Source organism: Rhodococcus sp. BP22, from assembly GCF_014281965.1.
Classification (GTDB): Bacteria; Actinomycetota; Actinomycetes; order Mycobacteriales; family Mycobacteriaceae; genus Rhodococcoides.
Window position 1 is genome coordinate 154,590 of record NZ_JACFTB010000001.1, and the last position, 15,143, is coordinate 169,732.

A 15,143-nucleotide genomic window follows, 5' to 3' on the forward strand; every position below is an offset into this window, starting at 1 on the left:
CGCGCGGGACATCATGTACTCGGCACTATTCGGCCGAGAAAACAACTCGCCCGCGATCACCCGCTAGCCTGGTCGGGTACGCGAGCGTCGACTCGACCATCTCGATGTCGCGCTGGTCTCACGCGCAGTCACAGCGCGCCGGACCGAGGAACCCGACGAACCTGAAACGCGGATCAACAAGCCCAGTCGGGCCTGGCATATTCGAGCCAGCCGACAAGATCAACACACGATAAGCACCCAGCCGATGCACACCACCGCCTCGGCCGATAAATTTTCGCGTACGAGAGGAGGGAGCTTGGCCATCACCAGCCCCTCGGCCTCTGCAGGGTCCGAATACTCGATGCTTCGACGAACAGCGGCCTCCCTCGGTGTCGTTGCCGTCGTAGTCGCCATCGTCTCGCCCGGAATTCTGCCGAAAGAGCTCTCCGTCGTGCTGGATGATCTCGCGCAGCTGATCTGCGGAGTCGCAGCAGCTTCGATCTGTTGGTACACGGCCAGACATCGCACCGGAGCCGAGCGAAGGTGGCGGGTTCTGATGGCTGCGGGTATGGCCTGCTGGTCGGCAGGGATTCTGACGTGGGCGCTGTACCGTTCAGTTCTTCACACCGCATTGCCGTCGCCGTCGTATGCAGACATCGGATTCTTTCTGCTTCCAATTTTCTCTGTCGCAGCACTCCTCGCGGTCGTCGGACAGTCGCCACGCCGCGCCGCGGTCGGCTCCACTCATGCTTGGATCACCTCGGTTCTCGACGGGATGGTGATCGTCGGCTCACTGTTCGTACTGTCATGGTCCACCGCGTTGGGACACGTCGTACGATCCGAGGAAACGAATTCCTTGCGATTCCTCGTCGCATTGATGTACCCGATCACCGACCTCGTACTTGTCATCATGGTCGGTCTACTCGCTGTGGTCGCCGACGTTCCTCGCCGCTACCGCGCACAACTGTCTCTACTCGGCGCCGGACTCGTGTGCGTGGCCATCTCGGACAGTCTGTACGCGTATCTCGTTGCCGTCGGTGCCGAAGAAATGCCGTTGGTCGCCGACGCAGGCTTCATCGCGGGACCCGTTCTGGTTGCTCTCGCCGCGTCCGTACCGAACGGTCGACCCGCCGACAATGTCGGTCGGATCGAACATTCGAATTGGGCACCGAATACACAGTCCACGTCACCCCGACTGTCGCCTGATTCCCCCCGGTCTTCGTTCGTTTCGTTGGCCAGTGATCGAACGCAACTGTTGCTGCCCTACGCATTGATAGTGCTGATCGGCACGTTCCTCGGCGTGCAATGGGCGGCCCACGGTTCCATCGATACCGTGGTGCTCGCACTGTTCTTCGCCGTGGTGGTGCTCTCGCTGGCCCGTCAGGTAATGACGTTGCTGCAAAACGACACCCTCCTCCGACGATTGTCCGAAGCGCAGGCGGAGCTCAGCTTCCGAGCACATCACGACGGATTGACCGGCCTGCTCAACCGATCCGCATTCGACGAGCACCTGAGCGCAGCGATCGACCTCCACAACTCGAGCGGACGACTTGGTGTCTTGCTCTTGATCGACTTGGACAACTTCAAGGCCATCAACGATCGCCTCGGCCACAGTGCGGGTGACCGCTTGCTCGAGATTCTCTCGAATCGGTTGGCGGACACTGTCGACGGCGGCGAACACGGTGGCGCCGTCGCCCGATTCGGGGGCGACGAATTCACCGTCCTGATCCCCGCGGGTATCGACGCCGGTTGCCGGGCCGCGATAAAGATTGTCGACGCACTTCGCAAGCCGCAAGAAATCGAGGGCCACAGGGTGTCGATCGGCGCCAGCGTGGGGGTGGTCGAATTGAACGTTTTCGACGGCGACGTGACGGCAGGTGCCGTAGTTCGGAGTGCGGATCGGGCCATGTACGAGGCGAAGAAGAGCGGTAAGGCAGGGGTCTTTACCTACGATTGCGATGGCGCTCTGCGGATGGTCTACAACCTGAACGATATGGCTGCGGCGTTCGACTGGTGGCCGAATCACCGCAGCCCTGACATCCAGCGGATTCCGATCGGTTCAGGTGATCAGGCAAACCTGGGGAGCAGTCCGAATATCGTTGCGGGTGAACCCGACCCGGCTCGGTTGATCGGGCCCCCGACCAAAACATAGGCCCCGGTGGTCGGCAACGAACCCAGGTTGGTGAGATTTTCCAAACTGATTCTGCGCCGGTCGTACAGTTTGACCGACACCGGATAGGTCTCGTCGTTGCCGAGATCGGGACCGAACGTATCGGTTCCCAACGCTCCTCGATCAGCAAGTCGGCCCGTATCGATGAGCCATTGTGCCGCGTCCGCAGAGAAACCGGGCTGGTGGCTCACGCCCTGCGCATCGGCATTGGCGTACGTATCCGAGCCCCACCGCTCATCCCACCCCGTCCACAACAGGACTGCTGCGCCCGACGGGATACGGCCGTTGACCGTCTCCCATTCCTGCAGGTCTGCGACTGTGACTGCGTAATCTGCGTTCGCGGCCGACTTCTCACGAATATCTATCTTCACTGCAGGCAGGAACAGATCTTCCGGCGCGAGCTGGTCGGCGGTGAGCCCGCCCTCCTGGAAGTGCGCCGGTGCGCCCCAGTGTGAACCCGTGTGCTCGCCTTCTCTGACATTCTGAATGTAGAAGCCGTCTTCGGCTACGGTCGCGGCAGTCTCCAGAACGAACTCGGGATCGCCCGGGAATATCGGTGTCGTAGCCGGGTCGTTGACGTGGGAAAGCGAGACGATCTTCAGCAAGCGATCCAGTGGGATCCCGATCCCAGGAAAATCTGCCGAACCCGTTCCCGGCGCCGCCTGCGCAAGCGTGGGACCCGCCAAACGTGCGCCCGCAACTACTGCCAAACCTGTTGCCACGCGTCGAATCAGCTGTCGTCTTTTCATCGAATGAACCTTCGCTTCTCCCAGGGCCCGAACAGCACCCTTGCTCAGTGTCTAGAGAAACAGACTCTATGCCCTCGAAGTCGCACTCCCGCACCAACTACTCATCCGATTCTGATGGGATCGATCTGCACTCGAACCGAAGACGTACTCTTCCGCGCACTCCTGGCGGCCTGCGCGTCTGCGAGTGAACGGGCAAGCGACCCGCCGGCGTTACGGGGCACCCGAAGCAGAAGTCGTTGTACATCGCCCGGCAGGACGTCTTCTCCCCCTCCTGCTGGGGCACGCTGACCATCAGGGAGATCTACCGGCCCGAGTACTTCCACCTCGTCCGAGAGCCCAGCCGCTTCGACGAGCGCAGTAATCGATGCCGTCGTCCCATCGATTGCCGCAACGTGGACCGCCGGCGGGAAACGCACCTCTATTCGCTCCTCCAGCTGACTTCGCGCGTGCCCGACCGGATCCCAACGCACGAGTGCCTGCACCGTCGGAATCTCCGATTCAGCCACCACGACCACTCGGCCGTTCTCGGTACCGGGCCGCACCAAGGCTGCAGCCGTCATCCATCGGCGAAGTGTCTCCTCTGCTGCACGTAAATCTGCACGGCCCAGCAATGCCCACCCGTCGAGCAGCAGGGCAGCACCGAACCCACCGGGCGTGGTCGGTTCGGCTCCCACAGTGGATATGACCAGCCTCGCGCCGGAAGCAACGGAGTCGAGCACCGATGCTCCCCCGGAGGTGTGGACCGGCACGCCAGGAAATGCGCGTCCCAGCTCTTCCGCTGTTCGATGTGCACCGATGACAACTGCCCGTAAGGTTCGAGACCCGCAGACGGTGCAGCGATGGTTGGTATCGGCGACGCCGCACCAACTGCAGGTGGGGCTGCCTGCGCCGTCCGCTCCCGGAGCAGACGGCAATGACAACGGTCCGTTGCAGCGACGGCATCTCGCAGGATTTCGACACTTGCCGCAGGCCAGCGATGGAACGTACCCACCGCGTGGAACCTGAACCAGGACAGCCAGATTCGCGGCCAATGCTGTTCGTGCCGCCTCGAATGCGATGGCAGGCAATCGCGCTGCACGTGCCCCCGGGTCTCGGGCCAACGCGTGATCGCTGTCCGCCAGCGCGACGACGTGTGGTTGCCGAGCCCGGACCACTTCGCGGGGCGCGAGAAGATCGTGTGCCCAACCGGAATCCACGAGCGCCTCGGCTTCTGCGGTTCTGGCATGCCCAGCCAAGACGACCGCACATCCGCATTCGTGCGCGCGCAACAACGCCACCTCACGGGCATGTGGATAGGGCGATCGAGGTTCGGCATAACCGTCGTCACCGTCGTCCCACATGAGCAGCAAGCCCAGATTTCGTGCGGGAGCGAACACCGCGCTTCTGGTGCCGACGACGATCGACACATCGCGTCGTAGTGCCGCCAACCAGCGTCGGTAGCGTTTGGCAGGTCCGAGACCTGCGGACAGTGCGATCACCGCGTCCGAGCCGGCCACCGCCTCGCAGGCCGACGCTACGCGATCCAAGTCGCGTTGATCCGGCACCACCACCACCACACTTCGTCCACTCGCCGCCGTGACTGCGGCGAGTTCGGCGATGCGATGAGCCCAATCCTCGCCCGGAAGTGCTTGCCACACCGCACGCGGACTCCTCGATGCCCTCAGCGCGTCGAGGAAAGCCTCACCGTGGGTGTACGACGACCACGCGCCCGAATCGATCGCCGGAGCAACGATGACCGGCATGTCTCCGGAAGGCTCCCCTTCGACCTTGGCATGGCGCGGCGGAACAGCAAGACGCAGGACATCGGCTCTCGTCCCGGCATATCTCGCGGCGACGGCAGTGACCAGCGCGCTGATCTCGGGCGTCAGGACCCTCTCGGGAGAGACGACACGGTCGAGCCAGCCGAGCTTTCCCGTGTGATCGCTGGACTCGACACGCTCGACGACGTATCCGTCGACCAGCCTGCCGGCGAACCGAATTCGAACCCGTACCCCTGGTTGAGCACTATCGGCGAATTCGGCCGGTACGAGATAGTCGAATTCCCGGTCGAGGTGAGCGAGCGGCAGCAGCGGCAACACCCGCGCGATGGGACGCTCCTCGGCTGCCGTTCTCGCTGCGCCGCTCACCTCACTCCGTTCGTGAACTGCTCTCCCTCGAAGTACCCGAAACCGATATCAGAGACCGGCGGCAGCGCGCAGCTTGTCGGCACGATCGGTCGATTCCCACGGCAGCGAAATATCCGTTCGGCCGAAGTGGCCGTATGCGGCGGTCGGTGCATAGATCGGACGAAGCAGATCGAGGTCACGAATGATTGCACCGGGGCGTAGATCGAACACCTCGGAGATCGCCGCCTGAATCCGCACGGGATCGGTCTTTTCGGTTCCGAAGGTCTCGACGAACAGACCGACCGGCGCCGATTTACCGATTGCATACGCAACCTGAACCTCGATGCGATCGGCAAGTCCGGCTGCCACAGCGTTCTTCGCAACCCATCGCATCGCGTAGGCGGCGCTACGGTCGACCTTGGACGGATCCTTGCCGGAAAAGGCGCCGCCGCCATGACGGGCCATGCCGCCATAGGTGTCGACGATGATCTTGCGGCCGGTCAGTCCGGCATCACCCATCGGCCCGCCGAGCACGAACTTGCCGGTGGGATTGACGAGCAGTCTGATGTTGGAAATGTCGAGCGTAGGGATGTTCAGATCTGCGAGCACCGCGCCGAGGACCTTGTCGCGGATGTCCGGCGTCAGCAGATTGTCCAGGTCGATATCGGCCGCGTGCTGGGTGGAGACGACGACCGTGTCCAGTCGCACTGCCTGATCGCCGTCGTATTCGATGGTGACCTGGGTCTTACCATCCGGACGCAGATACGGCAGGGTGCCGTTCTTGCGAACCTCGGTCAATCGACGAGCGAGGCGGTGCGCCAATGCGATCGGAAGCGGCATCAGCTCTGGAGTATCGGTATTTGCGTACCCGAACATCAGCCCTTGGTCGCCTGCACCCTGGCGGTCGATCTCGTCCTCGGAGAGTCCTTCGACGCGAGACTCGTGTGAATTATCCACTCCCTGGGCAATTTCCGGAGACTGAGCACCGATCGCAACGTTCACGCCACACGAATTGCCGTCGAAGCCTTTGGCAGAGGAGTCGTAGCCGATCTCGAGGACCTTCTCGCGGACGATCTTCGGAATGTCTGCATAGGCGGTGGTATTGACTTCACCGGCAACATGGACCTGGCCGGTCGTGACCAACGTTTCTACTGCCACGCGTGCACGAGGATCCTCGGTGAGAAGTGCATCGAGGATCGAGTCGCTGATCGCATCACAAATTTTGTCTGGGTGACCCTCTGTCACGGACTCACTGGTGAAGAGCCGACTGCCGGACTTGCTCACGGATTTCCTCTCGACGCGTACTTTCGGCCGGCCAGGGGCATTACTCCCTGTCTGCCATCACATTCATTCGATTCGAGCACATACCTGGTGAAGCACTCTGAACTACAACTATTATTCGACGTCCCGAGCCGGATTCCGACACGAAGCGCACGTCACTTTAGTCGGGCGGACGCGTGCTGTGCACCCTTCGAATCACCGGTGATCCGAAGGCTGGATCGCGAGCATGCCGACAACTGCGTCGACGACGCGGCTCGCAAGCAAAGCTTTCGAACCCTCTCCGAGCGCCGATTCCGAACCATCGGATCCCAACAGCCACCCGTCGTTGTCGTCGACCTCGAACGCTTTTCCATCTCCTACCGCGTTGACGACGAGCAGATCGCAGCCCTTGCGTTCGAGCTTCGCTCGCGCATAGGTGAGTACGTCTCCCTGCTCGTCACCGGTCTCGGCAGCAAAACCTACGATCACAGTGGCTTGTGCAATGTCCCCGTTACGACGTGACTCGACCAGTCCTGCCAAGATGTCGTCGTTTCGAACCAGCGGGATCGAATCCGGTTCGTCGGCGCCCTTCTTGATCTTGCTTGCGGCGATGGTTGCCGGACGGAAGTCGGCGACAGCCGCCGCCATCACGATCACGTCGGAATCCGGGGCGAACTTGCGCACCGCCTCCTGCATCTGCCGCGCCGTCTTCACATGCACGACGTCCACAGCTGCGGGATCTGGAAGTTCGGTGGTGAAACCGGCGATGAGGGTGACGTCGGCGCCACGTTGAGCTGCCACCCGGGCCAACGCATATCCCTGCTTACCGGAACTACGGTTGCCCAGGAATCGGACGGGGTCCAGCGGTTCGCGGGTTCCGCCGGCGGTCACGACGACTCGGCGACCGGAAAGATCTTGCGGGAGTGCATCCGATCGCTCGGCCAGCAGCATCGCAAGGGCAAATATCTCTGAGGGTTCCGGAAGGCGACCCGCTCCGGTATCGCGGCCCGTCAGACGACCTGACGCAGGTTCGACGACGGTGACACCGCGACCACGCACGGTGGCGACGTTGGCAACCGTCGCCGGGTGCTCCCACATCTCGGTGTGCATTGCGGGAGCGAGAACAACCGGGCATCGCGCGGTCAGAAGTGTGGCGGTCAGGAGATCGTCCGCACGCCCGCCTGCGATCCGGGCCAGCAGGTCTGCCGTGGCAGGCGCGACGACCACGAGGTCGGCTTCCTGACCCAGCCGAACGTGTGGAACCTCGGGCACGTCGGAGAAGACTCCGGTGTGGACCGGGTTACCGGACAGCGCTTCGAACGTTGCCCGCCCCACGAACTCTAGCGCCGACTCCGTGGGGATCACCCGGACGTGATGTCCACCCTCGGTGAAGCTGCGAATGAGGGAACAGCTCTTGTAGGCGGCGATCCCGCCACCTACTCCGATGACTACGCGCAACGGCTGCTTCCTTACCAGCGGTTCTTATTCGCCTTCGGAATGCTCGAGGAGATCGGCATGAATCTCCCGGAGTGCGATCGAGAGCGGCTTCTCCTGCAGACCCGGCTCGACCAAGGGGCCGACGTACTCGAGGATGCCGTCGCCGAGCTGGTTGTAGTAATCGTTGATCTGACGGGCCCGCTTGGCCGCATAGATCACGAGGGCGTACTTCGACGACGTGCGCGCCAGAAGTTCGTCAATGGGGGGATTCGTGATGCCGAGCGGCGTGTCGTAGGCCGGCAGAACGCTGGATCCGTCGAAATCGGATACGGCCGCTGAAGTGCTGCTCACTATTGATCTCCTGAAAGTGCATCGGTACTGCTGCGAAAAATGCTGGTGCTGTCTGCTGGTCGAAGCCACACTGCTGGTAGTGCAAGACTGCTGAAGCTGGCGAAAATCGGCTCTACATCGCCCGGAGTACGCCGGAATCAACCGACCGAAGACCTACCGACCAACAAGGATACCAACTCATCGCACGAATGGTCGACATCGGCATTGACAATGATCTTGTCGAACTCGTTCTGTGCCGCCAATTCGACCCGTGCGGTCTGAAGTCGCCGCTCGGTAGCATCTGATTCTTCGGTGGCCCTGGACGTCAGGCGCTGCACGAGATCTTCCCAGGTAGGTGGTGCCATGAACACCAACAGAGCTTCGGGCTTGGACACCCTGACGGCACGTGCACCGGCGAGATCGAGTTCGAGCAGCACCGGATGCCCTCGCTCCAAGGCTTCCTCTACCGGGGCGGCCGGTGTGCCGGAGCGGTGCAGACCACCGTGCACACTCGCCCACTCGAGCAATTCGTCTGCCTCGACCATCCGATCGAACTCGTCGGCAGTCACGAAGTGATAGTCCTCGCCGTCGACCTCGCCGGGCCGCGGCGCCCGGGTGGTCACGGAAACGCTGAACCACAGCTCGGGCAGGGTCCGTCGGACAACTCGAACGACGCTGGACTTACCGACGCCCGAGGGACCGGACAACACGATGAGCCGACCCCTCCCGCTCGGTGACGCGTCACTGTCGGACACGGTCGATACCTCCGCCACTAGTCGAACCTCTCAGGCTTCGAAATCGAATTTCGTCAACAGCGCCTTGCGCTGTCGGTCACCGAGACCACGTAGACGACGAGTCGGTGCAATCTCCAACTCGGTCATCAATTCCTGGGCCTTGACCTTGCCGACTTTGGGAAGTGCTTCCAAAAGTGCCGACACCTTCATCTTGCCGAGAATCTCGTCGGTTTCGGCATCCTTCAACACTTGCTGCAGGTCGGTGCCGCCACGCTTGAGACGCTCTTTGAGCTCGGCTCTTGTTTTACGGGCGAAAGCCGCCTTCTCCAAAGCGGCTGCTCGCTGCTCTGCGGTCAACTGGGGAAGGGCCACGTTTCCTCCGTCACATCGAAAGGTGAACAGTGCACGGGTATTGCTTGCACTTGGCTGCGGTATACCAGCGGTAACCTGCAACGACAGCGACGGTACCCACGCTCGACGGAGTTCGCGAACCCACCCCCACCGCCGAGCGCTTTCGGCCGGTGAGCTAAGCCAATGCAGTCTCGATCTCATCGCGCAGCGTTCGAGCGGCGTCTTGGAGGGCGCCGACCGTCGGCCCGGCAGCAAGCACTCCGCGGGACGAACTGGGCAGCAACAGGTGCCGGCAATCCCCGAAGATGTGCCGCAAATCGCCTACCTCGGCGCCCTGAGCACCGAGACCCGGTGCGAGAATGGGTCCACCGAAGCCCTCGAGGTCCAGACCGTGATCTCGGGTGGCACCGACGACAAGGCCCACCGTGCCGAGACCGTCTTTACCGACAGTTCGTGCTCCGTCGACGACCGCCTGCGCAACCGATCGTTCGTTGTTTTCGGCCAACTGCACCGAAGAACCTTCGGGATTCGACGTCCGTGCGAGAACGAAGACGCCTCGCCCGTGAGCCGAAGCCACGGCGAACGTCTCGGCCAAGGAGTCGAATCCCAGATACGGCGACACCGTCACCGCATCTGAGGACAACGTGCTCTCCTCCCCCAGCCATGTCTGCGCATACGCACGCATGGTGGTACCGATATCCCCACGCTTCGCGTCGGCGATCACCATCGTGCCGGCGTCCCGCAACACCGTGATCGTGCGTTCCAACACTGCGAAGCCTGCGCTGCCGTAGGACTCGAAGAAAGCGACTTGAGGCTTCACGACGGCGATCTCACCGACGAAGGCCTCGACGCATATCTCCGCGAATGCCTCCAGCCCGTCGGCGTTCCTGGGCAGACCCCACGCGTCGAGCAGTGCCGGATGCGGGTCGATGCCGACACAGAGTCGACCCCGCGAGGCGGTCGCGGTGCGGAGTCGGTCCAACCACCCGCCCACGGTCATGCCTGACCGCGTCCGGCCATTGCGGCATGCAGATCCTGAAGCGAACGAACTCCGATACCGCCTGCGATGGAAGCTTCGATGCCTTGCACGGCCGCCGATGCACCCTGGACCGTCGTGATGCACGGGATGTTCTGTGCCACGGCCGCACTTCGAATTTCGTACCCGTCGACGCGCGGACCCGAGTTGCCGTAAGGCGTGTTGATCACCATCGCGATGTCGCCGGCGAGTATGCGGGCGACGATCGTCGTTTTTCCTTCTGGGACTTCCTCGCCGGACTGCTTGTACACCTGCTCGCAGGTGATCCCGTTTCGCCGCAAGACTTCTGCGGTTCCCTCGGTGGCGAGAATTGTGAAGCCCAGGTCGGCAAGGCGTTTGACGGGAAAGATCAAGGAACGCTTGTCCTTGTTGGCGACCGATACGAACACAGCGCCCGATAGTGGAAGCGATCCGTACGCCGCTGTCTGACTCTTGGCGAACGCAGTGCCGAAATCAGCGTCGATTCCCATCACCTCGCCGGTGGACTTCATCTCCGGGCTCAGCAGAGTGTCGACGCCGGTGCCGTCGGCGCGACGGAATCGGTTGAACGGCAACACTGCTTCCTTGACGGCAATAGGTGCATCGAGCGGTGTGGTCCCGCCGTCGCCGACCGCAGGAAGCATGCCGCTGGCGCGTAGGTCGGCGATCGACTCACCCATCATGACCCGAGCACATGCTTTGGCGAGTTGCACTGCCGTCGCCTTCGAGACGAACGGCACGGTGCGACTGGCACGCGGATTCGCTTCCAGGACATACAGAATGTCGTCCTTGAGTGCGTACTGAACGTTGAGAAGGCCCTTGACGCCGATCCCCTTCGCGAGGAGTTCGGTCGAGCGACGAACGTTCTCGATATCGGCTCGGCCGAGCGTGATCGGTGGTAGCGCACAGGCCGAGTCACCGGAGTGGATACCGGCTTCCTCTATGTGTTCCATCACCCCACCGAGGTACACCTCGGTGCCGTCGCACAGCGCATCGACATCGATTTCGACGGCATCTTCGAGGAAGCGGTCGACGAGGACGGGCCTGTCGTGCGAGATCTCGGTTGCGCGGTCGATGTACCCGGCCAGTGACGGCTCGTCGTACACGATTTCCATCCCGCGCCCACCGAGAACGTACGAGGGACGCACGAGCACGGGATATCCGATGCGTGCCGCGATGTCGCGCGCGCCGTCGAAGGTCGTCGCAGTGCCGAATTTCGGTGCAGGCAAACCGGCTTCGTTCAGGACTCGGCCGAATTCACCGCGGTCCTCCGCGAGGTCGATCGCTTCAGGGCTGGTACCGACGATCGGGACGCCCGCTGCTTTCAGCCGTTTCGCCAGGCCGAGCGGAGTCTGACCACCGAGCTGAACGATGACGCCCGCTACCGTGCCCGACTGTGCCTCGGCTCGGTAGACCTCGAGCACGTCCTCGAAGGTGAGCGGTTCGAAGTACAGGCGGTCGGCCGTGTCGTAGTCGGTGGAGACGGTTTCGGGGTTGCAGTTGATCATGACCGTCTCGTACCCGGCTTCGGACAATGTCTGCGCCGCGTGAACACACGAGTAGTCGAATTCGATTCCCTGGCCGATGCGGTTCGGTCCCGATCCGAGAATGAGGACCTTGTCGCGTTCGCGTTGCTCGGCGACCTCGGACTCGGCTTCGGGATCGAGTTCGTAGGTGCCGTAGTGGTACGGCGTTTTCGCTTCGAATTCAGCGGCGCAGGTGTCGACCGTCTTGTAGACCGGGTGGACTCCGAGTTCGCCTCGCAGAGCCCGGACGCCGTCTTCGTCGCCGAGTTCGGGTCGGAGCGCGGCGATCTGACGATCGGAGAGCCCGTGGTACTTCGCCTGACGCAGAAGGGCTTCGTCGAACTCTGCTGCCTCGCGGATGTCGTTGCCGAGCTCGTGGATCAGCTGGAATTGATCGAGGAACCACGGATCGATCTTGGTGGACTCGAACAATTGCTCGACCGTTGCCCCGAGCGCAAATGCCTTCTCGATGCCGTACATGCGGCCGTCCTGCGGAACGGCCAGATCAGCAAGCAGTCCCTCCAGATCCTCGGCAGGATCGCCTTCGGCATCGCTCGGCCAGGTCACTTCGGGGCCGGTCCAGTAACCCGCACGCTTGGTTTCGAGCGAGCGCATGACCTTGCCGAACGCCTCGGTGAAGTTGCGTCCGATCGACATCGCCTCACCGACGGACTTCATCGTGGTGGTCAGGGTGCCGTCCGCGCCCGGGAACTTCTCGAATGCGAACCGCGGCGCCTTGACCACGACGTAGTCGAGAGTGGGCTCGAAGCACGCAGGCGTTTCCCTGGTGATGTCGTTGACGATCTCGTCGAGCGTGTACCCGATGGCGAGCTTGGCGGCCATCTTGGCGATCGGATACCCCGTCGCCTTCGATGCGAGTGCAGAAGACCGCGACACCCGCGGATTCATTTCGATGACCACGAGCCGGCCATCGGCGGGGTCCATCGCGAACTGAATGTTGCAGCCGCCGGTATCGACGCCCACCTCACGCAGAATGTCGATGGAGAGGTCGCGCATGGCCTGGTATTCGCGGTCGGTGAGTGTCATCGCCGGGGCAACGGTCACCGAGTCACCGGTGTGCACACCGACCGGATCGACGTTCTCGATGGAGCAGACGATCACGACGTTGTCGCGACTGTCGCGCATGAGTTCGAGTTCGTACTCTTTCCAACCGAGGATCGACTCCTCGATGAGGACGTTCGCGGTCGGCGAGGCGGACAGACCTCCGCCGGCGATACGCGTCAGATCGGTATCGTTGTATGCCATTCCGGAACCGAGTCCGCCCATGGTGAACGACGGGCGCACGACGACCGGAAAACCTAGTTCTTCGACAGCAGCTCGCGCCTCGTCCATCGTGTAGCAGACAGCCGACTTCGCCGACTCGCCGCCGACTTTGGCGACGATGTCCTTGAACTTCTGTCGATCTTCGCCGCGCTGAATGGCGTCGAAATCGGCGCCGATCAGCTCGACACCGTACTTGGTCAGAATCCCCTGCTCGTGCAACGCGACGGCCGCGTTGAGGGCAGTCTGCCCGCCGAGGGTCGCGAGAACAGCTTCGATCGGGTGACCTTGTTCGGCCTCGCGGGCGAAGATCTTTTCGATGAACTCTGCGGTGATCGGCTCGACGTAGGTCGCGTCGGCAAATTCCGGGTCGGTCATGATCGTCGCCGGGTTGGAGTTGACCAGGCTGACTCGCAGGCCCTCTTCGCGCAGTACGCGACAAGCCTGGGTTCCCGAATAGTCGAACTCGCAGGCCTGACCGATCACGATCGGGCCCGATCCGATGACCAGTACATGGCTCAGGTCTGTGCGGCGTGGCATTACTTCTTCTCCTGAAGGACGCTGGTGAAACGATCGAAGAGGTATGCGGCGTCGTGTGGACCGGCCGCGGCCTCGGGGTGGTACTGGACGGAGAACGCCCGCCCGCTCAACAGTTCGACGCCTTCGACGGTGCCGTCGTTGGCGCACGTGTGACTGACACGCGCTCGACCGAAGTCGGTGTCGAATTCTTCACCGGCCTCGCCTTCGAGCGCGAAACCGTGGTTCTGCGCAGTGATGGCGATCCGGCCGGTGGTGTGTTCGACCACCGGGATGTTCATTCCGCGATGGCCGAACTTCATCTTGTAGGTAGAGCGCCCGAGGGCGCGTCCGAAGATCTGGTTGCCGAAGCAAATGCCGAAGAGTGGTATGTCCCGCTCTAGAACGCTACGGGTGAGGGCAACACTGGAGTCTGCGGTCGCTGGGTCCCCGGGTCCGTTCGAGAGAAAGACGCCGTCCGGCTTCAATTCCAAAATCTGCTCGATGCTCGTCGTCGAGGGCACTACGTGCACTCGGACACCGCGCTCGGCAAACATGCGAGGAGTGTTCGTCTTGATCCCGAGGTCGACTGCGACGACGGTGAATCGAGTCTCGCTTGCAGGCTCGATCGTGTAGCTCGAAGCCGTGGTCACTTCGCCGGCGAGGTCGGCTCCCAGCATCGACGGCTGACCGAGTACCTGCTCGAGCATCTCGTCTTTGCTTCCGAGTGCATCTCCGGAGAACACGCCTGCACGCATGGATCCGCGGGTGCGGAGGTGACGCACCAGCGCGCGCGTGTCGATTCCGGCTATGCCGACGACGTTCTGTTTCTCGAGCTCGTCCTGCAGCGTTCCGGTCGAACGCCAGCTCGACGTACGGCGCGCCGGATCGCGAACGACATAGCCTGCCACCCAGATCTTGTTGGGGTCGCTTGCGCTCGAGGCTTCACCGTCCTCTTGGTTCCAGCCTGTGTTGCCGATTTGGGGAGCGGTGGCCACCACGATCTGGCGGTGGTAGCTGGGATCGGTGAGAGTTTCCTGATAACCGGTCATTCCGGTGCAGAACACTGCTTCACCGAAAGTTCGACCTTCGGCTCCGAAAGTTGTGCCGCGAAACGTCCGGCCGTCCTCCAGAACAAGAACTGCGCTGCTCACGCGGGTGTCTCCTTCGAATCATCTGTACCGGCACTCGAGCCGGAATCAGTATTTGTGTCTGTGTCGACCCACGCCGGGTAGACAAATTTGTCGTCGGCGCGAAATCCGGTGTCTATCTCGGTGCCCGTGGGCAATTCCCAACGGATCACCAGAAGCCCGTCCTTGCTCATGACCTTGCCTGCGAGCCCACGCTCGGTTCGGATTGCGCGAATCGACTCTTCAGGAATCCAGATAGTGGATTCGCCGGTCCTCTCCAACAAGATCCCGTGCTGGTGCCGTGAGAGTTCGGCGGTGGCGCGATGGCCGATGTCACCGACCGCGATTCGGTCCTGCCAGCTCGGCGCGATGGTGCTGCCGACATACAGTCCCGTCGACGGCTCGAGCACCGTGCTACCGATATCCGACGGCACCTCCGGGAAAGTGCCGATTCGATCTGCCTGTCGTTTCTGCCGTCCGCGCCAGCCCCAGAAGATCAACGCGATCATCAGCGCCCAGAACAAGACGAACGCGACGACGATGAGAACTCTGTCCATGTC

Annotated in this window: 12 protein-coding genes; 1 reads left to right on the forward strand and 11 read right to left on the reverse strand. The window is 62.4% G+C overall.

From position 1 onward, the window contains the following. Window positions 1-295 precede the first annotated feature (295 nt). The gene (locus tag H2510_RS00675) at window positions 296-2,131 is read left to right on the forward strand and encodes a GGDEF domain-containing protein (protein WP_261392660.1); all 1,836 of its coding nucleotides are present in this window, start codon (window positions 296-298) and stop codon (window positions 2,129-2,131) included. On the opposite strand, the gene H2510_RS00680 is transcribed toward H2510_RS00675, so the two are convergent. The 11 genes from H2510_RS00680 to H2510_RS00730 form a co-directional block, all read right to left on the reverse strand. Beyond that, window positions 2,047-2,898 (reverse strand): cyclase family protein, encoded by an 852-nt coding sequence (locus tag H2510_RS00680; RefSeq protein WP_186626496.1) that lies wholly within the window; start codon window positions 2,896-2,898, stop codon window positions 2,047-2,049. The two genes, H2510_RS00675 and H2510_RS00680, sit on opposite strands and share 85 nt — an antisense overlap. A gap of 101 nt (window positions 2,899-2,999) precedes the next feature. Further along, entirely contained in the window at window positions 3,000-5,024 is a 2,025-nt protein-coding gene (locus H2510_RS00685; RefSeq protein ID WP_186626497.1) for a primosomal protein N', read from the reverse strand. A gap of 48 nt (window positions 5,025-5,072) precedes the next feature. Next, window positions 5,073-6,287, reverse strand: coding sequence for a methionine adenosyltransferase (metK, locus tag H2510_RS00690; RefSeq protein WP_186626498.1), 1,215 nt, complete (start codon window positions 6,285-6,287; stop codon window positions 5,073-5,075). Between the two features lie 192 nt (window positions 6,288-6,479). Then, the gene (gene coaBC, locus H2510_RS00695; protein ID WP_186626499.1) at window positions 6,480-7,721 is read right to left on the reverse strand and encodes a bifunctional phosphopantothenoylcysteine decarboxylase/phosphopantothenate--cysteine ligase CoaBC; all 1,242 of its coding nucleotides are present in this window, start codon (window positions 7,719-7,721) and stop codon (window positions 6,480-6,482) included. A 24-nt stretch (window positions 7,722-7,745) separates the two neighbouring features. Then, window positions 7,746-8,051, reverse strand: coding sequence for a DNA-directed RNA polymerase subunit omega (gene rpoZ / locus H2510_RS00700; RefSeq protein WP_084348816.1), 306 nt, complete (start codon window positions 8,049-8,051; stop codon window positions 7,746-7,748). 137 nt (window positions 8,052-8,188) lie between these two features. After that, window positions 8,189-8,785 carry a guanylate kinase gene (gene gmk, locus H2510_RS00705; RefSeq protein ID WP_186626500.1) on the reverse strand — a complete coding sequence of 199 codons (597 nt, stop codon included), beginning with the start codon at window positions 8,783-8,785 and terminating at the stop codon, window positions 8,189-8,191. Between the two features lie 30 nt (window positions 8,786-8,815). Then, window positions 8,816-9,136 (reverse strand): integration host factor, actinobacterial type, encoded by a 321-nt coding sequence (gene mihF, locus H2510_RS00710; protein WP_084348990.1) that lies wholly within the window; start codon window positions 9,134-9,136, stop codon window positions 8,816-8,818. A gap of 154 nt (window positions 9,137-9,290) precedes the next feature. Next, window positions 9,291-10,115: an orotidine-5'-phosphate decarboxylase gene (gene pyrF, locus H2510_RS00715; RefSeq protein ID WP_186626501.1), complete on the reverse strand. Its 825-nt coding sequence runs from the start codon at window positions 10,113-10,115 to the stop codon at window positions 9,291-9,293. Then, the gene (gene carB, locus H2510_RS00720) at window positions 10,112-13,477 is read right to left on the reverse strand and encodes a carbamoyl-phosphate synthase large subunit (protein ID WP_186626502.1); all 3,366 of its coding nucleotides are present in this window, start codon (window positions 13,475-13,477) and stop codon (window positions 10,112-10,114) included. The genes pyrF and carB overlap by 4 nt, the downstream gene beginning before the upstream one ends. Then, entirely contained in the window at window positions 13,477-14,607 is a 1,131-nt protein-coding gene (gene carA / locus H2510_RS00725) for a glutamine-hydrolyzing carbamoyl-phosphate synthase small subunit (protein ID WP_186626503.1), read from the reverse strand. The genes carB and carA overlap by 1 nt, the downstream gene beginning before the upstream one ends. After that, window positions 14,604-15,140: a transporter gene (locus tag H2510_RS00730; protein WP_186626504.1), complete on the reverse strand. Its 537-nt coding sequence runs from the start codon at window positions 15,138-15,140 to the stop codon at window positions 14,604-14,606. Before H2510_RS00730 ends, carA begins: the two co-directional genes overlap by 4 nt. Window positions 15,141-15,143: the final 3 nt, after the last annotated feature.